Raw genomic sequence first — 19,518 nt, 5'->3', positions numbered from 1 at the left:
GACGACGGCCCGGGGCGGGGCGAGTGACCGGGCGCCCTACCGGCGGCCGCCGCGCCGGAACGCGCGACGGCGCGCAGGACGGGGGAGTCCTGCGCGCCGTCGGGGCGGGCGTGGGGTGCGAAGTGGGGTCAGTTCCGCTGGGCGGCCACGCGGTCGCGGAGGCCGGTGAGGATCTTCGCGGCCTGGGGCAGGCCCGCCTGTTCGCAGCGGGTGATGCCGGCGGTGAGGCGCTGGAGCGCGGCGTCGCGGCGGCCGAGGGGGCCGGCCTCGACGATCGCGGCCAGGCGTAGTGACTCGGCGCGCGGCTCCTCCGCCTCGCGGCCCACCGCCGCGTAGAGGGCGATCGACTCCTCGAACGCGGCCAGCGCCTCCTCCGGCCGTTGCGCCTCGGCGTAGGCGCGGCCGCGCTCGTAGTGGGCCGAGCCGGTGACGAACCACGGGTTCACGTCGTGGCCCGCGGCCACCGCGTCCGCCCCCACGCGTTCGGACTCGGCGATCCGGGCGAGCGCCTCCTCCAGGGCGTCCGCGCCGTCCGCCTCCATCCGTTGGCGGGCGAACTCGCGCAGCGTCGCCGCCATCTGGTCGGGGCGCGGCGCGACCGCGTGGGAGGCCAGTGCCCGCTCCAACGCGGCGCGGGCGGCGTCCGGCAGGCCGGCCTCGCCCAGGGCGACGGTGGCCTCGCAGGCGGCCATCGTGTGGACGTCCTGGTCCTCCCAGTCGGCGACGGCGTCCGCGAGCCGGAGGAACTCCTCGGCGGCGTCGCGGTGTTCGTCCAGCGCTTCCAGGCCGCGGGCGAGGTCCAGCTGCAACTGGGCCCGCAGCCGTCCCCAACCGCCCGACGGGGACGTGGTCGTGTCCAGCCCGGTCGCGTCGGCGTCGGCCACGGCCGACTCCAGCACCGCCACCGCGTCCGCGGTGCGGCCCGAACGGCGGAGCAGGTTGGCCAGGTTGAGCCGGACGGTGGTCGCCTGCTCGGGGTCGCCGCCGCGGTCGAAGCGGGACGCGGCCTCGGTCAGGGCCCGGATGGCTCCGTGCTGGTCGCCGGACATCGCGCAGGCCTGGCCCAGCATCGAGTGGGCCGGGCCGTAGGGGAACGACGGGTCCGGCCAGCGGGCCGCCTCGCCGAGGGCACGGTGGAACGCCTCCACGGCCTGCTGCGGCCGCTGCTGCTGCACCCGGATCTGGCCCAGCAGCACCAGGGCCCGCGGCGCCCGCCACGGCTGCTGCACCTCCTCCAGCAGGCGCAGTGCCTCCTGCAGTGCCGCGTCCGCCTCGTCGAGGCGTCCCTGGCGGGCCGCCACGTCGGCGCGGTACTGCAGGGCGAGCGAGACCCGGTGCCGCAGCCCGAACTCGGCTGCCGCCTGCAGGAAGGCGGTGTTCTCGGCCTCGAAGCGTGCCGCAGCTTGCTCCATGGGCGAAACCGGCAGGGCCGGGCTGGGCGGGGCAGGCACGTCTGCCTCGCCTGGATTGCTCGCATTGCTCGCGGCCGACGGCTGCGCGGCCGCGGCTGCTGCCGTCCGCGGGCCGGGCGCCTCTTCGGCTGCCTCCGCGCCCTGCGTGGCGCGGTAGAGGGCGTGGTGGGCCGCGTAGGTACGGCTCTGCAGGACAGTCAGCAGGCTGTCCGAGTCGGCCTCGGGGTCCGTCGCCCGCAGCGAGACGGCTGCGTCGCGCAGCCGGTCCAGGGCCGCCCAGTCCGTGGCGCCGTCCTCGGGCTCGGCGTCCACGACGGCCAGCCGGGCCTGCGCCGCGATGCGGCGGTCCTCGCGGCCCGCCTCGGCGAAGTGGGCGACGGCGCGCTCCATCTCGGCGCGGGCGGTGGCCCGGTCGCGGTTCTCCATGGCGTCGGAGGCGCGCTGCTGCGCGACCTCCGCCCGCAGCAGCGCCAGCGGGCCCAGCTCGGCGTCGTCGGGGAGGACGAAGCCCTCGGCCTCGATCCGCTCCGCGACGCGCAGCCACAGCGCGTCCGCGTCCGGATGGCCGGCCCGGTACAACTCCCGTGCCCTGCAAACCAGTTCGACCAGGTTCTGCGGGGCCTCGGCGGCGGCCGGGCGGACCGGGGCGGGGGCCGGGGTGCGCGCGCCGGACTGCTCCGGCAGGCCGGGAACCCGCACTCCCAGCGCCAACGGCTCGGCCAGCAGCGGCTGCTGGGCCAGCCGGGCGCGCAGCCTGGCGCCGACGCCGTCGGTGCCGTTACGGGCGTCGAACCGTGCCGCCAGCTCCGCGTTCTGCGCATGGACATGGGCCAGCAGCGACGCCACCGTCCAGTTCTCGCCGGGCGGGCCGCTGACGGGCAGCGCGCCGTGGCCGTCGGCGTCCAGACGGGTGAGCAGCAGCTCCACGCCGCCACGGAAGTTGAGCAGTCCGAGCGGGTTGCCCTCGGTGGCCCACAGGTCGCGGTTCTCGGCCAGGATCTCCAGGCCGCGCGCCTCGTTGCGGGTCAGCGTGCAGAACTCCAGGTGCAGACCGACCTCGGTGGTCTGGGCGGACTTGCCACGGGAGAAGCGGTAGCCGACCAGGTGGCTGGAGCGCGCCTCGTCGAGGCGGCCCGCGCGGACGAACGGCAGCAGCGCATGGGCGTGGCTGGACCACGGCTCCTCACTGCAGGTGCTCTCGCCGTCCAGCACCGGCTTCCAGATCTCCAGCGCCCGCGCGTCGTCGCCCCGGTGGGCGTGGAAGTCGGCGCGGCTGCGCAGCTCGCAGGCGACGCAGTCGCTGTAGCGGGTGCGCGGCCGGCCCGCCCACAGCTCGAACGCGTCCGCCACGGCGTCGCCGCCGGGACCGTCCAGATGCCAGGCCAGGTAGAAGCGTTGCGCGTAGTACGGCTGCAGGCCGAGCTCCGCCTTGGTGTAGCGGGACCTCATCTCCTCGTCCCAGCGGCGCACCGCCGCGAGCGGCACCTCGGGCAGCCCGCGCAGCGCCGAGGCGACCCACTTGAAGCGCCAGAACAGCTGCGTGCGGGCCCACTCGTTGAACGCCTCGGGCTTGGTGTCCCACAGCTTCAGCACCTTGGCGAAGACCACCGGCGACTTCCGCTGTTCGGCGTCGTAGGTGTACGCCTCCTGCAGGTCGAACAGGGCGACGACCAGCAGCTGCGGATCGTCCAGCCGACCGGCCTCGGAGAGCTGCTCGGCCGCCTCCGCCAGCTCCTCGGCGGTGACGGTGCGCTGCTTGCCGTAGGGGCGCTCGTCGTTGGCGCGCAGCGCCTGGACCAGCTCCTCGGCGGTGTCCACGCTCACGACGCGTCCTCCGTCCCGGGGCCCTGGGCCTCGTGACCGAGCATGGCGTGGTCGAGCAGGCTGATGAAGGACCGGTTGAGCAGCGCGCTCTCGCTGGCCCGCAGCGGACGGCGGGTCAGCAGCACCGCCTGCCCGTACAGCGCCTCGACGGCCGTAACCGCCAGCTCCCGATGGGTGATCGTGGCGGCCCGGCGCACCAGCGGGTTCAGGTGGTTGAGCACCAGCTGCGCGCGCGGCACCTCGGCACGCAGCGAGCCGAGGATGTCCGCCCACAGGCCGTCCGTCTCCTGGGCCAGCTGCGCGCGGGAGCGCTCGTGCCGTGCCTCGCGGTTGTCCAGCAGCAGCGCGGGCGCGTTGGTCGGGTGGAAGCTGCGCAGCGCCACGTCGCAGTCGAAGCGCCCGACGACCTCGCGCGCGATCGCGAGGAACGCGGACGCGGCCAGCTCGGCGGCCGGGTCGACGGAGTCGAGGTGCGCGGTGACGGTGCCCGGGTCGAGGTCCGCCACCGAGGAGCCCGGACGGATCTCCGGCAGCCGGTGCACCAGGTCGCGGTCGTAGGTGTAGCCGCCGTTGATCACGCCCAGCCCGGCGGCGCCGGCGACCGGTGCGACCTGGCGGAACTCCTCGACGGTGCGGGTGACCAGGATGACGGGGTGGGTGCGCGCGAACTCGTCCAGGGTCACGTTGCCGTCCGTCGTCTCGAACGGCAGCCACGGGAGCAGCATCTTCAGCAGCTCGTCGTCGTACCGGGCCAGCGACTTGACGGCCAGGTGGTGCACGCCGATGAACCGGTGCAGCAGCGCCGGGTCGGTGGCGGAGAGCCCCGTCAGCCACTCGCGGATCCGCGCGCCGAGCGCGTCGCGGACCGCGGCCAGCGTCTCGTCCGCGTACAGGCCCTCGCGCGACGCGGTCGGGCGCAGCGCGTCGGTGTCGACGACGCAGCGGACGAAGAAGGCCCACTCCGGCAGGAGTTCGTCCGCCTGGTCGGAGAGCAGCATGCCCTTGAGGTGCACCCGGTGCCCGGCCCGGCGCGAGGGCGGCGCGGCGTCCGGCAGCACGTAGGCGACGCCGCGCAGCCCGACCACGGGCAGCTCCAGCTCGATCGTGTCGAGCGGGACGAAGTCGAAGGTGTCGCGGCAGAACTCCGTGTACGCGTCGCGGCGCGCGAGCGGCGAGGCGTGCTGCGCCGCCCACGGCGGCGTCCGGTTGATCCGCACCGTGCCGCCGTGCGCGTCCTGCACGGTGACGTCGAAGCGCAGCAGGCTGCCGAAGTCCCGGGCGAGGGAGACCACCTGGCCGTGTTCGGTCCACTCGCGCGCGTCGGCGCGCGGGGCCAGCGTGACGGTCGTGCCGGGCTCCGGCCGGACGGCGGAGGGCAGCGTGCGGATCGTGTAGCGGCCGTCGGAGTGGCCGCGCCACTCGATGACCGGCGCGTCCTTGCTCTTCGCGGAGCGGGTTACGACGGTGATCTCGTCGGCGACCACGAAGCAGGCGAGCAGTCCGATGCCGAACTGCCCGATGAAGTCGCCGCGCGCGGACGCCAGGCCGGCGCCGTCGATGCCGCCGTCCGCGCCGCGCTTGGAGCTGCGGCCGATGGTGGCGAGGAAGGTGTGCACGTCCTCCTCGGTGAGGCCGACGCCGGTGTCCGTCACCGTGAGGGTGTCGGCGGCGCGCACGGTGATGGCGGCCGGGGCGTCCGCGTCGAGCAGGCGCCGCGCGGAGATCGCGTCGACGGCGTTCTGCAGCAGCTCGCGCAGGTAGACGCGGGGGGACGAGTAGAGGTGGTGGGAGAGCAGGTCCACCAGGCCGCGCAGGTCGACCTGGAAGGTGTGCGCGGCGGCGTCGGCCTGGTCGCCCGTGGGGCTGCTGGAGCGTTCGAAGAGAGGCACCGTGGTGGGTCTTTCGTGGTCGCTTGGTCGAGGGTTCAGGCCGCGCAGCGGGCGCGGTGGGTGCGGAAGGAGAGCGCCGGGTCGCCGCCGAGGAACGCCCAGGGCGTGTCGGTGACCGTGCCGTTCAGCGCCTCGAACAGCGGCCGTGCGAGGTGCCGCTGACCGGAGAGCGAGAAGGCCATGGCGAAGGTGTTGTGCACCGCCTTCCAGCTGCGCTCGGGCCGGTACTCCGGGTGGAAGACGGACCGCTGCGCGGCGTCCTGCAGCTCGGCCATGACGTTCGGCCCGCCCATGTAGGCGCGCCCCTGCGCGCCGCCGCCCAGATCCAGCCAGCGTTCCAGGTGCGCCCGCGCCACCAGCTCGCCCAGCGGACTGCCCGGGGCCGCGGCCAGCATCGACTCGCGCGCGAACGCGTGCATCTCCTCGTGCGAGCCGCCCCACTTGGCGCAGACCTGCTGCAGCCGCTGCCGGTGCGAGGCCGGATGCCCCGGGGAACGCCGCAGCGCCGCCTCGAAGCGGTAGCGCGCCACGTCCTGGTCCAGCGACGCCCCCCGCGCGCTCATCTGCAGGAAGTACCACGGGCCCAGCCACGTCGGCTCCCGCTCGGCCACCTCCAGCAGCTGCTCCTCCGCGACGCCCAGGCGCTGCAGGAACACGTCCCACTGCTCCTGCGTCACGTTCCGCGCGCGGGCGCCGGTGCGCGCCTCCCAGGCCCAGTTGATCTGCCGGGCGCCGGAGAGCAGCAGCGCCAACGAGTCGTCGCCGGCCTGCGGCGCCCACTCCTCGACCCCGGCCACCTCGGCCGCGACCGCGACCAGCTGTGTCTGCTCCGCCTGGTCGGCGGTGGCGAGCAGGCTCGCCCGCAGGGCCGGCCAGTCGCGCGCCTCGGCCTGCGCGATCACGCCGCGCAGCAGCGGATCCCCGAACGCGGGATCCAGCACGGGCGTGGCCTCCAGGCCGCCGCCCGCGCTCCGTTCCCCCTCGGCGGCGCCCTTGCGCCGCCGTCCGAACAACCCCATCGTGCGTGGACCCCCCTCGGTCTCGTCCGTCGCGGGAGTTCCTATCACGTGGCGCCGACAGGGTCGTGGCCGACCCGTCCGCGCGTGCGTCAGTCCACCGTGAGGACGAAGAAGAGAAAGCTCGGCGCCGTCGACAGGGCCTCGAACTCCTCGGGGAACAGGTCCCGGGCCGCCTCGACGGGGTGGGGTTCGCTGATCACGGAGATGCGGAAGCCGGCCGCGGTGAAGGCGTCCGTCATCGCGCGCAGCGGCCGGTTCCAGAAGCTCATGGGGACGGTCCGGCCGCCCATGGTCCACTCCTCCGACCACTGGTAGGTCGCCTGGTAGTCGACCCTGTTCCCGCTCATACGGTGCATCGCGAAGATGGCGAAGGGGTGGTCGACGGACACGATCAGCCGGCCGCCGGGCGTCAGCACCCGGCGGAACTCCGCCAGCGTCGGTCCCCAGTCCTCCAGGTAGTGCAGCACCAGGGAGGCGACGACGTCGTCGAACATCCCGTCGCCGAAGGGGAGGGGGTCCCGAAGGTCCGCCACCCGCAGCTCCACCGTGTCGCCGAGCCGCCGCCGGGCCAGCCCCAGCATCCCGGCACTGGCGTCGACGCCGGTCACGACGGCGCCGCGGTCCCGGAGTTCGGCGAGGAGCGGGCCGGAGCCGCAGCCTGCGTCGAGGATCTGGCGGCCGGTCACCTCCCCGGCCAGGGCCAGCGTCGCGGGCCGCTCGTAGTAGGCGTTCGCCAGGCCGGACTCGTTCGCGGCATCGTACCCCTCGGCGAGGACGTCATAGTCGTTGACGGTAGGCATGCGGAGCATCCTGCCCGACCGGCGACCGTGCCGCGGCGGCTTGTTCCAGACCTGTGACAACGGCGAGGGGCCTCGCGGTGGTGTGCCGCGGGGCCCCTCGTTGCGTGATGCTGCGTCAGCCCAGCTGGGCCAGGGCCTCGTTGAGGGTCTTCGACGGGCGCATGACCGCCGCGGCCTTGGCCGGGTCCGGCTGGTAGTAGCCGCCGATCTCGACCGGCTTGCCCTGGACGGCGTTCAGCTCGGCGACGATGGTCGACTCCTGCTCGGTGAGGGTCTTGGCCAGCGGGGCGAAGGCCTCGGCGAGCGCGGCGTCGTCGGTCTGCTTGGCCAGCTCCTGGGCCCAGTACATGGCCAGGTAGAAGTGGCTGCCGCGGTTGTCGATGCCGCCGACGCGACGGGTCGGCGACTTGTCCTCGTTGAGGAAGGTGCCGGTGGCGCGGTCCAGGGTGTCGGCCAGGATCTTGGCGCGGGCGTTGCCCGTGGCGCCGGCCAGGTGCTCGAAGGAGGCGGCCAGGGCGAAGAACTCGCCGAGGCTGTCCCAGCGCAGGTAGTCCTCCTTGAGGAGCTGCTGCACGTGCTTCGGGGCGGAGCCGCCCGCGCCCGTCTCGAAGAGGCCGCCGCCGGCGATCAGCGGGACGATCGAGAGCATCTTGGCGCTGGTGCCCAGCTCCAGGATCGGGAACAGGTCGGTCAGGTAGTCGCGCAGCACGTTGCCGGTGACGGAGATGGTGTCCTCGCCGCGGCGGATGCGCTCCAGCGAGAAGGCCGTGGCCTCGACCGGGGACATGATCTCGATCTGCAGGCCCTCCGTGTCGTGCTCCGGCAGGTACTGCTTGACCTTGGCGATCAGGTTCGCGTCGTGGGCGCGGGTCTCGTCCAGCCAGAAGACGGCCGGGGAGCCGGTGGCGCGGGCGCGGGAGACGGCCAGCTTGACCCAGTCGCGGATCGGCAGGTCCTTGGTCTGGCAGGCGCGGAAGATGTCGCCCTTGGCGACGTTCTGCTCCAGCACGACCTCGCCCTCGGTGTCGACCAGGCGGACCACGCCGTCGGCGGCGATCTCGAAGGTCTTGTCGTGGGAGCCGTACTCCTCGGCGGCCTGGGCCATCAGGCCCACGTTCGGGACGGAGCCCATGGTGGCCGGGTCGAAGGCGCCGTGGGCGCGGCAGTCGTCGATGACGACCTGGTAGACGCCCGCGTAGCTGCTGTCCGGAAGGACGGCCAGGGTGTCGGCCTCCTTGCCGTCCGGGCCCCACATGTGGCCGGAGGTGCGGATCATGGCCGGCATCGAGGCGTCGACGATGACGTCGGACGGCACGTGCAGGTTGGTGATGCCGCGGTCGGAGTCGACCATGGCCAGCGCCGGGCCCTCGGCGATCTCGGCGTCGAAGGAGGCCTTGATGGCGTCGCCCTCGGGCAGCGCGGACAGGCCCGCCAGGATGGAACCGAGGCCGTTGTTCGGGTTCAGCCCTGCGGCGGCCAGGGTGGCGCCGTACTGGGCGAAGGTCTTCGGGAAGAAGGCGCGCACGACGTGGCCGAAGATGATCGGGTCGGAGACCTTCATCATGGTGGCCTTCAGGTGCACCGAGAACAGCACGCCCTCGGCCTTGGCGCGGGCGACCTGCGCGGCCAGGAACTCGCGCAGCGCGCCGACGCGCATCACGGACGCGTCGACGACCTCGCCGGCCAGCACCTTGACGGCCGGGCGCAGCACGGTGACGGTGCCGTCGTTCGCGACCAGCTCGATGCGCAGGGTGTCGTCCTTGGCGAGGACCGCGGACTTCTCGCTGTGGCGGAAGTCGTTGACGCCCATGGTGGCGACGTTGGTCTTGGACTCCGAGGTCCACGCGCCCATGCGGTGCGGGTGGGTCTTGGCGTAGTTCTTGACCGAGAGCGGGGCGCGGCGGTCGGAGTTGCCCTCACGCAGGACCGGGTTCACGGCGGAACCCTTGATCTTGTCGTAGCGGGCCTTGACGTCCTTCTCCTCGTCCGTCTTCGGCTCGTCCGGGTAGTCCGGCAGCGCGTAGCCCTGCGCCTGCAGCTCGGCGATGGCGGCCTTGAGCTGCGGGATCGACGCGGAGACGTTCGGCAGCTTGATGATGTTGGCGGCCGGGGTCTTGGCCAGCTCGCCGAGCTCGGTCAGCGCGTCCGGGATCCGCTGCGCCTCGGTCAGACGCTCGGGGAAGACGGAGATGATGCGCCCGGCGAGGGAGATGTCACGGGTCTCCACGGTGACGCCGGCCGTCGAGGCGTACGCCTGGATCACCGGCAGCAGCGAATAGGTCGCCAGCGCCGGGGCCTCGTCGGTGTGCGTGTAGATGATGGTCGAGTCAGTCACCGGGTACTCCCGCTTTCGCGTCTACCTTCACGTGTGGAACGTCTCGACATCAAGATACATGCTTCCGCCTACGGCTTCCTCGGCGGCAGCCGCAGGACGGCGGTGCCGCGCTCCAGGTCGACCCCGGTCCGTGGCGGCGCCCCGGAGGCGTGGTCGTCGTCGCGCAGCGTGAGCTGCTCCTGCTTGTGCTCCAACTGGACGCGCTTGTTGCCGTTGAAGAAGGCCTGCAGCTCCTCCGCGGCCATGATGCCGAAGCCGCCCGCGCTGCCTCCCGGTCTGCGCGCGTCTTTGGCGGCGAAGCGGCGGGCGAGCCGACGGGGGTGGCCGTAGTGGACGATCACATGGCGCAGCGCCGCGAAGAACAGCGGAACGGCCACCAGCGCGGACGTGATCAGCAAGCCGAGAGCCATGCAGGAGGAACGCGCTGTCGCGTCGGGCCGTTCCGGCTCGGCTTCGCCGGTACTGGCGTGACGAGATGACGAGCCGTCATGCTGGGCGCATGCCGATCACCGTGGACCAGGCCGAGAAGCTGCTCGCCGAGAACTTCGCCCCCTGGGTGCTCGATCTCGGCCTCGGGGTGGAGGAGGCGGGCGAGGCCCACGCGGTCCTGCGCCTGCCCTGGTCCACGCGCCTCGCCCGCGAGGGCGGCGCGCTCTCCGGCCAGGCGCTGATGGCCGCGGCCGACACGGCGACGGTGATCGCCGTCGCCTCGGCCCGCGGCGGCTTCGTCCCGATGACGACGGTCCAGCTCTCCACGTCCTTCCAGCGCCCGGTCGTGGGCGCGGACGTGCTGGTGACCGCGCGGCTCAGCAAGCTGGGCCGCAGCCTGGCCTTCGCGGACGTCGCCATGACGGCGGACGGCGCGCTGGCGGCCCAGGCCACGACGGTCTACGCGCTGCTGGGCTGAGCGCAGTCCTTCTCGCTCAGCCCTTCGAGCAGCCCTTCTCGCGCGGCTCCTCTTACGCGGCCCCGCCGTCGGGACCCTGGCGGCGGACGTCCTGGACGTGGCGCAGGGCGTCGCGGAGGTCGCCGAGCCAGGTCTCGGCGTTGTCGCCGACCTGGCGGACGCACCACGCGAGCGCGTCGCTGCGGCTGCGGGCGACGCCCGCGGCGACGAGGGTGTCCAGCACCTGGCGTTCCGGCTGGCGCAGGCGCGTCATCGCCGGGACGGCGAGGTGGGTGAACATCAGCCGGCGGCCCTCGTGGCGGACGCCCCAGGACACCTTCTTGCCGAAGCGCTCCTCGGCGGCGCCGGCCACCCGCATGCGCGCGGCCCGTGTGTCCTCGCGATAGGCGGCGACCACGTCGTCGACGGACGCCGCCTCGCCAGCCTCCGCGTCGGCCGGAAGCGGGCCGACGACCGTGATCTCCTCACGGTCGACCACCACCTCCGGCGTCTCCCCGAACAATCCCTCGGGCAGGTGCGCCGCGAACCACTCGGCGACGGACTCCCCGGTCGTGCTCTTCTTGGTCATGCTTCGATGATTACACCATTACAAGATTTCGCAAGGGCATTGCGGCGCGGGTGCGGCGCGCAGCCGACATGCCGGGCGGACGGCCGCCACCTACCCTGGCCCTATGGGAGCCATGGGGACCGTGGCCGCCGGATACACGGTCGAGCTGGAGCCGGAGGTCCGGGCCTGGCTTGAGCTGCTGCCCGGGCGGCTGTTCCGGCGTGTCGAGACCTACGCCGAGGTCCTGGCCGAGCTCGGACCCGACACGCCCTCGCCGTACGCGCGTTCCCTGCGCGACGGCGTCGCCGAGCTGCGGCCGTCGCTGGATGGTGTGGCGACCAGGGTCACCTACTGGATCGACGAGGACGAGCGCCGGATCGTGCTGCTCACCGTCTTCCGCAAGACCCGCACCCACGAGCAGGCGCAGATCGAGCGCGCGGTGCGCGCCAAGCTGGAGTGCCAGTCCACCCACGCCGCCGCGCACGGGATCTTCGTCCGGGAGGGGGATGGTGGCACGTGATGAACGCGATGAAGGGGCACACCCGCTGGAAGCTCCCGGCGGAACGCCGCCGCGCGGACGGACACCGCGAGTCGCTGGAGCTGGAGCAGGAGCGCCAGGAGCACCGGCTGACCATGGCCCTGGCCCGGGTCGTCCACGACCGGCGCGTCGCGCTCGGCCTCTCCGTCGCCGAACTCGCCTCCCGGATCGGCCTGTCCCGCACCATGGTGGAACGCATCGAGGGCGCTGACGTGATCGTGACGCTCGCCCTGCTCACCCGGCTCGCCTCCGGGCTCGACGCCTCGCTGCGCTTCGCCGTCGACGCGCACGGCGCGACGGTGGCGCTGGTGGCGCAGGAGCCGCTGCACGTATGACGTGCCGTCACATTCCGGCCCGCAGCGTGCGCAGGGTGAACCCCGCACCGGCGGGGTCGAGTTCGCGGGTGGCGTGCTTGAACAGGTACTCCGCGCGCTCGTAGGAGAGCCGGCGGCGGCCGGTCCGCGGGCACAGGTCAGCGCCATCGGCCGGAGTGCGGGCGGGCGCCGGGCGGCGGGCGCTGAGGAAGAGCGGGCCACGCTCCCGCTCGGCGGCCAACTCGGCGACCAGGGGCGTCGTTTCGGGGTGCCAGCAGACGAAGACCGCGCCGCTGCGCGCACGGTCGTGCGCCAGGTCCAGATCCTCGACGCCCAGCGCCAGCACCGCGGCGACCGTGGCGCCGGACTCGTGCAGCACCCGCCACAGCGCGCGGTCACGGGCCGGCACGCCCGGATCGCGCAGCAGCGAGCGCAGGTCACGACGGGGCGGCGGGGCCGGGCGGGCGGCGGGTGAGGCGGCCGGGCGGCGCGGCAGACCGGCGGCCAGCTCCTCGTGTCCGGCCCAGGCGGCGAAGGAGCGCAGCGCGGCGCGGTGCCGGTTCCAGGTCGCGGCCGCCGCGTCACCCCAGGCCGTGGCGAACACCCGCACCACCTGGTCCGCCGTCACCGCGCCGAGCGGCGCGGTCTCGCCGAGACCGGCCCGCAGGCGGCGGAGCGTCTGCGCGTAGGAGCGGCGGCTGGACGCGTCCAGGGCGGCCTCGGCGAGGAAGGCCTCCGCCGCCGCGCCCAAATCCGGTCCGGTGACCGCGATGCCGAGTGCTGCGGCGCGGCGCAACAGGAAGGCGCGTTCGGCCTCGTTGCGGGCCAGCCCGGCCGCGCGGCGGAACTCCGCCTGCGCCTCGGCCCTGCGGCCCAGCCGCAGCAGCAGGTCGGCGCGGACGCTCGGCAGCAGATGGCTGTCCTGCAGCGTGGGGTCCGGATGCAGCGCGTCGACCAGGTCCAGCCCGGCCTGCGGGCCCTCGGCCCGCCCCACCGCCACGGCCCGGTTGAGCTGCACCACGGGTGTCGGCAGCAGATGGGCCAACGCCTGGTAGAGGGCGGCGATCTGCGCCCAGTCGGTCTCCTCGGCCGTGCGCGCCTGGGCGTGGCAGACGGCGATCGCGGCCTGCAGCAGATACGGGCCGGGCGGCCCGGGGCGTGCGCCGGCGAGCAGGTCACGGGCGCGCAGCATCGCCTCGAAGCCGCGGCGGATCAGCAGCGGATCCCAGCGACCCCGGTTCTGCTCGTGCAGCGGGACCGGCTCCCCGTCGGGGCCGGTCCGGGCGGCCTGCCGGGAGGCCTGCAACTCCATCAGCGCGACCAGCGCGTGCGCCTCCGGCTCCAGCGGGGCGAGCCGGGCCAGCAGCCGGCCCAGCCGGAGCGCGGTCAGGCAGAGGTCGGGCCGGATCAGGTCCTCGCCGGAGGTGGCCGCGTAGCCCTCGTTGAAGACCAGGTAGATCACCTCGAGGGCGGCGCCGATCCGTTCGCGCAGTTCCTCGGGCGCGGGTCTGCCGGTGAAGTCGACGCGCTGGTCCGCGAGGACGCGCTTGCCCTCGGCGATCCGGCGGGTGACCGTCGTCGTGTCCAGCAGCAGCGCTCGCGCGATCTCCTCCGGCGTGAGGCCGCCCAGCAGCCGCAGCGTCAGCGCGATCCGCGCCTGTGTGGGCAGGGCCGGGTGGCAGGTGAGCAGCAGCAGGCGCAGCACGTCGGCCGACTCGTCGGTGTCGTCGCCCGGGGCCGGCTCGGCGGCCGCATGCATGGGCTCAGCCAACTCCCGGGCGAGTTCCGCGTGTTTGCGTTCCTCGCGTTCGGCGCGGCGGATCCGGTCCACCGCGCGCCGTTTGGCGATCGTGGTAAGCCAGGCGGCCGGGTTGGCCGGGACGCCGGTGGCCGGCCACTGCTCGAGTGCGGCCACCAGGGCGTCCTGCGCCAGCTCCTCGGCCGCGCCCACGTCCCGCACGATCCGCACCAGCGCGGCGGTGATCCGCGCCGACTCCAGCCGCCACACGGCCGACACGACCGCGTGCACGTCGGGCGTGTCCCGGCCGGACGGGCCGGGGGCCGGGGGGCTGCGGTCCGGCGCCGGGGCGGCCGCGTCGCCGCCGCCCCGCGCACCCGTCGGCCCGGTCACGGTCCGAAGATCTGCTGGACGAGGCTCTCGCCGTCGCCCACGATCCGGCGGAAGCGCCGGGCCAGCTCGATCGCCTGCTCCTTGGAGTCGACCTCCACCAGCGCGAAGCCGACCACCGCCTCCTTGGTCTCCGCGAACGGGCCGTCGGTCACGGTCAGCTCGTCGCCCCGGGAGACCAGCCGCACGCCCTCCTGGGCGAGCCCGCCGGTCGCCAGCAGGACACCGGCGGCGGTCATCTCCTCGACGAACGCGGCCATCTCGACGAAGAGCTTCTCGTCCGGCGCGGGGGTGGTCTCGGTGTTGCGGGCCGTCATCAGGTAGCGCATCGTCCTGCTCCTTCGTTCTCCGGTCGCCGCTCCCTGCGGCGCCTTCTGCCCCTACGTCGAACCAGCCGATGTGACAGGGAACGCCTGTCTGACCTGAGGATATCCGGTATCGGAGCTTTTCGACCGTGTTGGGGTAGCCGGATCCGGGAGCGTGCACGTAGCCTTGGGCCTACCCGAGAGCCGCAGGGGAGCGCGCGAATGGCACTACTGAAACTGGCAGCGATCCTTCTGGCGGGCGGGGCCACCCTCGTCCCCGCCGCGACCGCGACCACGTCCACGACCTCCGGCGCGCACCAGTCCGCTGCTTCCGCGTCGAGCACCTCGACGTCGGTCCTGCTGGACTGCGCGGGCGCGCCGCAGACGCGGCCGGGGACGTACATGCTGGCCTGCGGCGACGGCAACAACTACCTGACCGGCGTGCAGTGGTCGACGTGGTCGGCCGACTCCGCGACGGCGAAGGCGACCGACCAGGCCAACGACTGCACGCCGTACTGCGCGGTGGGCCACTTCCACGGCTACCCGGTCGACGTGCGCCTCGACGAGCCGGTCCCGTGGACGGGCCACCCGGGCGAGCAGCGCTTCTCCCGGCTGACGCTCGACTACCCGGGCGCCCGCCCGCCCGGCATGCCGGCCCACTTCGTCTGGCCCCTCCCGAAGCCCGCGAACGCCGTGGCCGGAACCTGAGCCTGTCAGGGGCGCGAGGCTCTGCTGATATGCGGCTCCTCCCCCACCCTTCGGGCGGGAGGTGCCCCCAGCGTGGGCGCGACAAGCCACCCACGAGCGGATGGTCCTCAATGCGCAGGGCCATCCGCACACCGTGGTTGCTCGCGCAGAGCCTCGCGCCGCTAACGGCGCGCGTGTGCGCGGATGATCTGGGCGTAGCGGTGGCCGCTGGTCTTGATCGTGCGGCGCTGGGTGGCGTAGTCGACGTGGACCAGGCCGAAGCGCTTCGCGTAGCCGTAGGCCCACTCGAAGTTGTCCAGCAGGGACCAGTAGTAGAACGCCGAGACCGGCGCGCCCGCTGCCGCCGCGCGGGCGCACGCCGCGACGTGCTGTTCCAGGTACGCCGCGCGGTCGACGTCGTCGACGCGGCCGTCGGAGCCCGGGACGTCCTCGTAGGCCGCGCCGTTCTCGGTCACCATCAGGTCCCGCGCGCCGTACTCGTGGGTGACGCGCAGCAGCAACTGCTCCAGGCCCGGGGCGTGGACCTCCCACGGCATGGCCGTTTTCGGCCCCGGGCCGGGGAGTTGGCGGAAGCCGGGGACGGGGTTGCCGGGGTCGTCCGCCACGATCTGGCGGAAGTAGTAGTTGACGCCCAGCCAGTCCAGCGGCTGCGCGATGGTCTTCAGGTCCTGGTCCTGCGCCGGCAGTTCGACGCCGTAGAGGGCGAGCATGTCCTCGGGGTAGCCGAGGCCGAAGATCGGGTCCAGCCACCACCGGTTGATGTGCCCGTCCGCGCGGCGGGCCGCCGCGAGATCCGCCTCGGTGTCCGAGGCCGGCTCGATCGGGCTGAGGTTGTTGGTGATGCCGACGCGGATCGCGCCCGGCGCGGCGGCGCGCAGCGCCTGGGCCGCGAGGCCGTGACCGAGGTGCAGGTGGAAGGAGGCGCGCACGGCCGCGGTGAGATCCGTCAGGCCGGGCGCCATCTTGCCCTCCAGATGGCCGATCCAGGCGCTGCACAGCGGCTCGTTCAGGGTCGCCCAGTCGGTGACCCGGTCACCGAGGCGCGCGCCGACGATCGCCGCGTACTCCGCGAAGGCCTCCGCCGTCTCCCGCGCGGGCCAGCCGCCGCGGTCCTGGAGGGCCTGGGGCAGGTCCCAGTGGTAGAGCGTGGCGTTGGGGCGGATGCCTGCCTCCAGCAGGCCGTCGACGAAGCGGTCGTAGTGGTCCAGCCCGGCCCGGTTCACCGCGCCGGTGCCGTCGGGCAGGATCCGCGGCCAGGCCAGCGAGAAGCGGTAGGTGGTCAGGCCCAGCAGCCGCATCAGCTCGATGTCCTCGCGCCAGCGGCGGTAGCTGTCGGTGGCCACGTCGCCGGTGTCGCCGCCCGCGACGGCGCCGGGCACCCGGCAGAAGGTGTCCCAGATGGACGGGGACCGGCCGTCCTCGGCCACGGCTCCCTCGATCTGGTAGGCGGAGGTGGCCGCCCCCCAGAGGAACGCGGGGCCGAAGGCGGAGGTGTCGGGCGCAGGCATGGTTCTCCTCAGCTCACGGTGCGGGTGAAGAACAGCGAAGGTCGGTGGGGGTGTGGCTACTTGACCGAACCGGCGGTCAGCCCGGCGACGAGGTAGCGCTGCAGCAGCAGGAACGCGACCACCACGGGGACGCTGACGACCAGCGAGGCCGCCATGATCTGGTTCCAGTACACGTCGTTCTGCGAGGCGTAGTTGCGCAGGCCCACGGCCAGCGTGCGGGTGGAGTCGTCGGTCATCACCGAGGCGAAGAGCACCTCGCCCCACGCGGTCATGAAGGAGTAGACCGCCACGGTGACGATGCCGGGCAGCGCGGCCGGGACGATGACCCGGACCAGCGCGCCGATCGGGCCGTTCCCGTCCACCTTGGCCGCCTCGTCCAGCTCCCTGGGGATGGAGTCGAAGTAGCCGACCAGCATCCAGATCGAGAAGGGCAGCGTGAAGGTCAGGTAGGTGACGATCAGCCCGAGCCAGGAGCCGTTGAGCTGGACGCCGGTCGCGGTGCCGATGTTGACGTAGATCAGGAAGAGCGGCAGCAGGAAGAGGATGCCGGGGAACATCTGCGTCGACAGCACGGTCACGCTGAACAACTGGCGGCCGGGGAAGCGGTGCCGGCTCACCGCGTACGCGGCGAGGATCGCGATGACCACCGAGATCGCCGTCGAACAGGACGAGACGACCAGGCTGTTGACGAAGTAGTGGCCCAGCGGCACCGTGCTCCAGATGTCCACGTAGGGACGGAGGGTGAGGTGCGTCGGCAGCCAGCTGAACCCGGCCTGCACGTCCCGCAGGGGCTTGAGCGAACTGCTGAGCATGACCCACAGCGGCAGGAAGGTGAAGACGCCCAGCAGGGTCAGCACGATCCGCCGGGTCCAGACGAACGAGGCGGGCGGCGCCAGCGGGCTGCGCGGCGGCCTAGGCATCCGACTTCCCCCTCCGGTTGGTGAGCAGCAGGTACACCGCGGTGACCAGGAGCAGGAAGAGCAGCAGCAGCACGGACATCGCCGAGCCGGAGCCGAAGTTCCAGTTCTGGAAGGAGGTGTCGTAGATCTGCACCGAGATCAGGTTCGCCTGCGGCGGCGGCACGTTGCCGAAGAGCGTGAAGGGCGTGTTGAAGTCGTTGAAGTTCCACAGGAACAGCACCAGGACCAACACCTGGTTCACCGATCGCAGTTGCGGCAGCGTGATGGAACGGATGCGCTGCCAGGTGCCGGCCCCGTCCAACGCGGCCGCCTCGTAGAGGTCACCCGGGATGTTCTGCAGGCCCGCGGTGACGACCAGGAAGGCGAACGGCCAGGTGCGCCAGACGGCGGTGATCAGCAGCGCCCAGAAGGAGTTGCCGCCGATCAGCCAGAACGGCGCCGTCTTGAACAGGTGCAGGTCGTGCACCAGCAGCGTGTTCACCAGGCCGGTGTCGCGCTGGAACATGAACTCCCAGGTGATCGCCGCGGTGTAGGCGGGCAGCGCGTACGGCACCAGGAAGTAGGTGCGCAGCAGCCCGCGTCCGCGGAACGGGTCCTGCATCAGCACCGCCGCGCCGGTGCCCAGCAGCCAGGAGAGGCCGACCGTGAGCACCGTGAACGCGCAGGTGATCCAGAAGGACTGGAGCAGCTGCCTGCCGATCGCGCCGTTGAAGTCCAGCGCGAAGCGGTAGTTGTCCCAGCCCGCCGCCGGGGCCGCGCCCCAGTTGCGGATGAAGAACTCCGTCAGGTGCTTGAAGCTCATGTAGATGCCGGTGAGCATCGGCACCACGTGCACCAGCAGTTCGAAGACGACCGCCGGCAGGAGGAGCAGGTACGGAAGTCCGGCGCGGCGCACCCGGGCCCAGTTGCGGGCCGGGTGCGCGGCCACCGGGGTGCGCGGCTCAGCCACCGGCCTGGAGCTGCTGCTGCGCCTGGTCCAGCTGGGCGGCGACGCTCTGGTCGGTGACGGGCTTGCCACCGGCGGCGTCCGCGAACAGGTTCTTCAGCGCGGTGCCGATCACTGTCTCGAACTGGCTCTCCGTGGCCACCGCCGGCATCGGCGCGGCCGTGGTGGACAGCACGCTCTGCAGGGTCTTGACGGTGTCGGTCTGGAACGCCGGATCGGTGTAGGCGTCGGAGACCGAGGGCAGCGAGCTGTAGGCCTTGTTCAGGTCGGTCTGGGTCTGCTTGCTGACCATGAACTTCATGAACTTCAGGGCCGCGTCCTTGTTCTTCGTGTTGGCGAAGACCGAGAGGTTGATGCCCGCGACGATCGAGTCGACGTGCGAGGGCCCGGACGGCTGGGCCGCGTTGAACGGGACCGGCGCGACCCCGTACTGGCTCGGCTGCATGCCGTACTGGGCGAGCGTCGCGTCGGCCGACTGCCACAGCAGCATCGCGGCCTTGCCGGTCGCGAAGTCCTTCACCGCCTCGGTGCCGTTGGAGTACTCGGCGTCGCTCGGGTTGGCGATCTTGTCCGCCGCCATGAAGTCGACGTACTGCTTGATGCCGGCCACGTTCTGCGGGGTGTCGAAGGTGGGCTTGCCGGAGGAGTCGTAGAAGCTGCCGCCCTGCTGCTTGCTGAAGGTGAAGGCGTGGTGGGCGTTCTCCGGCGTCTGCGCGCCCTCGACGGAGACGCCCCACTGGCCGCTCTTGGTCAGCTTCTTGCCGTCGGCGACGAACTCGTCCCAGGTGGTGGGCGGTTGCGCGATGCCGGCCGCCTGGAACATGGCCTTGTTGTAGTACAGCGCGTAGGACATCGAGTAGATCGGCACGCCGACCGGCGGCTGTCCGGGCGCGCCGGTCGCGGCCAGGGCGCCGGGCAGGAAGCGGCCGGTGCCGTCGATCTGCTTCATCACGTCGTCGCTGATCGGCAGGAACGCGCCGGTGGCCTGGAGCGAGGCCGACCAGGTGTTGCCGATGTTCACCAGGTCCGGCCCCTGGCCGGAGCTGGTCGCGGCGAGGATCCGGTTGAGCAGGTCGTTCCAGCCGATGACCTCCAGCTTGACCTTGATCCCGGTCGCTTTCGTGAACGCGTTGAGCTCGGGGGTGAGCACCTTGACATCCTGGGCTATGGAGCCGCCCTGGTCGCTGGCCCAGTAGGTGAGCGTGGTCCCGGCTCCCGAGCCGCCGCCGCTGCCCGACCCCGAGCCGCCGGAGGAGGAACAGGCGGAGGCGAGCAGAGCGGTGGCGACGGCGAGGGTCAGCAGTGCCGGTCTGGAGGCGCGCATGGAGGGAGCCTTTCGCGGGGTGGGTTCGGGGGAAGGCTTTGCTCATGACTTAGTTCGAGACGTGATTTAACCTGTGAGATAATCAACCGTCAAC

General features: G+C 72.7%; 17 protein-coding genes. 4 read left to right on the top strand and 13 right to left on the bottom strand.

Going from position 1 to position 19,518, the window contains the following annotated elements; genetic code table 11:
• Positions 1-128: 128 nt before the first annotated feature.
• From DN069_RS19915 to DN069_RS19890, 6 genes are all read right to left on the bottom strand, one after another.
• Positions 129-3,236: a hypothetical protein gene (locus DN069_RS19915; RefSeq protein WP_111502657.1), complete on the bottom strand. Its 3,108-nt coding sequence runs from the start codon at positions 3,234-3,236 to the stop codon at positions 129-131.
• Positions 3,233-5,125, bottom strand: coding sequence for an HSP90 family protein (locus DN069_RS19910; RefSeq protein ID WP_111502655.1), 1,893 nt, complete (start codon positions 5,123-5,125; stop codon positions 3,233-3,235). The genes DN069_RS19915 and DN069_RS19910 overlap by 4 nt, the downstream gene beginning before the upstream one ends.
• A 35-nt stretch (positions 5,126-5,160) precedes the next feature.
• Entirely contained in the window at positions 5,161-6,144 is a 984-nt protein-coding gene (locus DN069_RS19905) for a hypothetical protein (RefSeq protein WP_243639475.1), read from the bottom strand.
• Between the two features lie 89 nt (positions 6,145-6,233).
• The gene (locus DN069_RS19900; RefSeq protein WP_207892203.1) at positions 6,234-6,953 is read right to left on the bottom strand and encodes a class I SAM-dependent methyltransferase; all 720 of its coding nucleotides are present in this window, start codon (positions 6,951-6,953) and stop codon (positions 6,234-6,236) included.
• Between the two features lie 106 nt (positions 6,954-7,059).
• Entirely contained in the window at positions 7,060-9,279 is a 2,220-nt protein-coding gene (locus tag DN069_RS19895) for an NADP-dependent isocitrate dehydrogenase (protein WP_111502651.1), read from the bottom strand.
• Between the two features lie 68 nt (positions 9,280-9,347).
• Positions 9,348-9,689, bottom strand: coding sequence for a DUF6191 domain-containing protein (locus DN069_RS19890; protein ID WP_111502649.1), 342 nt, complete (start codon positions 9,687-9,689; stop codon positions 9,348-9,350).
• Positions 9,690-9,778: 89 nt separating this feature from the next.
• On the opposite strand from DN069_RS19890, the gene DN069_RS19885 reads away from it, so the two are divergent.
• Positions 9,779-10,186 (top strand): PaaI family thioesterase, encoded by a 408-nt coding sequence (locus DN069_RS19885; protein ID WP_111502647.1) that lies wholly within the window; start codon positions 9,779-9,781, stop codon positions 10,184-10,186.
• A 52-nt stretch (positions 10,187-10,238) separates the two neighbouring features.
• On the opposite strand, the gene DN069_RS19880 is transcribed toward DN069_RS19885, so the two are convergent.
• Positions 10,239-10,754: a hypothetical protein gene (locus tag DN069_RS19880; RefSeq protein WP_111502645.1), complete on the bottom strand. Its 516-nt coding sequence runs from the start codon at positions 10,752-10,754 to the stop codon at positions 10,239-10,241.
• A 103-nt stretch (positions 10,755-10,857) separates the two neighbouring features.
• Here DN069_RS19880 and DN069_RS19875 point away from each other — a divergent pair, with 103 nt between their 5' ends.
• Both DN069_RS19875 and DN069_RS19870 read left to right on the top strand, forming a co-directional pair.
• Positions 10,858-11,253, top strand: coding sequence for a type II toxin-antitoxin system RelE/ParE family toxin (locus tag DN069_RS19875; RefSeq protein WP_243639473.1), 396 nt, complete (start codon positions 10,858-10,860; stop codon positions 11,251-11,253).
• Positions 11,253-11,606 carry a helix-turn-helix domain-containing protein gene (locus DN069_RS19870; RefSeq protein WP_243639471.1) on the top strand — a complete coding sequence of 118 codons (354 nt, stop codon included), beginning with the start codon at positions 11,253-11,255 and terminating at the stop codon, positions 11,604-11,606. Before DN069_RS19875 ends, DN069_RS19870 begins: the two co-directional genes overlap by 1 nt.
• 7 nt (positions 11,607-11,613) lie before the next feature.
• Here the strand turns inward: DN069_RS19870 and DN069_RS19865 are convergent, their stop codons facing one another.
• The gene (locus DN069_RS19865) at positions 11,614-13,716 is read right to left on the bottom strand and encodes a sigma-70 family RNA polymerase sigma factor (RefSeq protein WP_111502643.1); all 2,103 of its coding nucleotides are present in this window, start codon (positions 13,714-13,716) and stop codon (positions 11,614-11,616) included.
• Entirely contained in the window at positions 13,713-14,042 is a 330-nt protein-coding gene (locus DN069_RS19860; protein ID WP_111502641.1) for a YciI family protein, read from the bottom strand. Before DN069_RS19860 ends, DN069_RS19865 begins: the two co-directional genes overlap by 4 nt.
• A 198-nt stretch (positions 14,043-14,240) precedes the next feature.
• On the opposite strand from DN069_RS19860, the gene DN069_RS19855 reads away from it, so the two are divergent.
• Positions 14,241-14,726: a hypothetical protein gene (locus DN069_RS19855; protein ID WP_111502639.1), complete on the top strand. Its 486-nt coding sequence runs from the start codon at positions 14,241-14,243 to the stop codon at positions 14,724-14,726.
• A gap of 161 nt (positions 14,727-14,887) precedes the next feature.
• Here the strand turns inward: DN069_RS19855 and DN069_RS19850 are convergent, their stop codons facing one another.
• From DN069_RS19850 to DN069_RS19835, 4 genes are read right to left on the bottom strand one after another with little or no spacing between them, the layout of a single operon-like run.
• Positions 14,888-16,234, bottom strand: coding sequence for a GH1 family beta-glucosidase (locus DN069_RS19850; protein ID WP_111502637.1), 1,347 nt, complete (start codon positions 16,232-16,234; stop codon positions 14,888-14,890).
• A gap of 56 nt (positions 16,235-16,290) precedes the next feature.
• The gene (locus DN069_RS19845) at positions 16,291-17,154 is read right to left on the bottom strand and encodes a carbohydrate ABC transporter permease (RefSeq protein WP_111502635.1); all 864 of its coding nucleotides are present in this window, start codon (positions 17,152-17,154) and stop codon (positions 16,291-16,293) included.
• Positions 17,147-18,103, bottom strand: coding sequence for a carbohydrate ABC transporter permease (locus tag DN069_RS19840; protein WP_243639468.1), 957 nt, complete (start codon positions 18,101-18,103; stop codon positions 17,147-17,149). Before DN069_RS19840 ends, DN069_RS19845 begins: the two co-directional genes overlap by 8 nt.
• Positions 18,096-19,424, bottom strand: a complete 1,329-nt coding sequence (locus tag DN069_RS19835) for an ABC transporter substrate-binding protein (protein ID WP_111502633.1) — start codon at positions 19,422-19,424, stop codon at positions 18,096-18,098. The genes DN069_RS19840 and DN069_RS19835 overlap by 8 nt, the downstream gene beginning before the upstream one ends.
• Positions 19,425-19,518 lie beyond the last annotated feature (94 nt).

This window comes from Streptacidiphilus pinicola (genome assembly GCF_003258295.1).
Taxonomy (GTDB): domain Bacteria; phylum Actinomycetota; class Actinomycetes; order Streptomycetales; family Streptomycetaceae; genus Streptacidiphilus; species Streptacidiphilus pinicola.
This window is presented reverse-complemented; position numbering and strand designations above follow the sequence as displayed.